This window comes from Streptomyces sp. ADMS, assembly GCF_033441795.1.
Lineage (GTDB): Bacteria > Actinomycetota > Actinomycetes > Streptomycetales > Streptomycetaceae > Streptomyces.
Map to the genome: position 1 here is coordinate 1 of NZ_JAVFVX010000540.1, position 293 is coordinate 293.

At 70.0% G+C, this 293-nt stretch carries 1 pseudogene; it reads right to left on the reverse strand.

The annotated features are described in order from the left end of the window. Positions 1-293 (reverse strand): annotated as a pseudogene (locus tag RB628_RS41920) (hypothetical protein); the annotation flags it as partial.

Here is a 293-nt window from a genome sequence, read left to right on the forward strand (position 1 = left end):
CCTCACGCATCCTGCGCGCGTCCTCGGCCATCTTCTTCGCCGCGTCCAGCGCCGATTGAGCGCTGGTGACGTCCGACTGGGCTGTGTCCTGGGCAGACTTGGCGTGCTGCACGTCGCGGGTGGCGGCCCGGACCTTCGTCTCGTCCGGCTTCTCCGCGGCCTTGCTGCCGGTCGGATCGTCCTTGTACTTGTCGGACTCCTTCGCCGCCCGCGTCACCCACGAATCGGCAGAGGAGAGACGGGACTTGGCCGACGACAGGTCCGCCTGCGCCTCCCGGCCCTTCGCCAGCGCC